This window comes from Bacillus sp. 007/AIA-02/001, from assembly GCF_004634455.1.
Classification (GTDB): Bacteria; Bacillota; Bacilli; order Bacillales; family Bacillaceae_G; genus Bacillus_A; species Bacillus_A cereus.
On the sequence record NZ_SEIY01000025.1, the window covers coordinates 56,838 to 57,557 of the forward strand.

A 720-nucleotide genomic window follows, 5' to 3' on the forward strand; every position below is an offset into this window, starting at 1 on the left:
TAGTCAAGAGCCAACTGTAGAATATGGTAAAACTTCAGGGCTAGCAAAAGCTTGGGTTTATGGTACGGAAGCAGCTAAATTTTATGCAAAACAAGCTGTTCAAATGTATCTTGATAATGGTGGGCTTGCTCCAGCTAATGAATTCAAAGGAAATGCTGATATCATTTTTGATCAGAAGTAATGTAATAGAAGATGTTCTAATTAATTTAGAACATCTTTTTTATTTTAAAATATTTCCTTTTTTTCAAAAAAAAGGTTGATTATATTTGATATTTTCAATATAATGAAAAATGTCAGATATTTCTATATATTAGGAGGACTAAATATGAATATACTAAAAAATTCAAAATCATGCACTGAACAAAAATTAGAAAGTTTAAAATTACAAAAATTAACTCCAACAGAAATGGAAAATATTAATGGTGGTGATGGATTTATCAATTGGAAGCAGGCACGGAGAAATGCGATTAGATTAAGAAGAAAATTTGGTATTTAAAATAGGCATATTAAGATTAGTATGAAGTGAAATTGTAGATAAATATACTTTGTGTGTAGTAGCGGCTGAAAGGTCAAATAAAAAAGCTACTGGAGTTACTGATTCTAATAATTTAAATTTAAACAGATTTAACCGATGATTTGCACATTTAACGTATTCCCCGAAAGAATTCTCCTTCCTCAAGCGTGTGAAGGGCGTAGCCCAACGATAGGTGGGAGATGAAT

General features: G+C 30.3%; 1 protein-coding gene and 1 pseudogene. Both read left to right on the forward strand.

Features of this window, described 5'->3' with window-relative positions; translation table 11 throughout:
- Positions 1-181 (forward strand): annotated as a pseudogene (locus ES895_RS27180) (hypothetical protein); the annotation flags it as partial.
- A gap of 144 nt (positions 182-325) precedes the next feature.
- Positions 326-496 carry a hypothetical protein gene (locus tag ES895_RS29500; protein ID WP_001023502.1) on the forward strand — a complete coding sequence of 57 codons (171 nt, stop codon included), beginning with the start codon at positions 326-328 and terminating at the stop codon, positions 494-496.
- Positions 497-720: the final 224 nt, after the last annotated feature.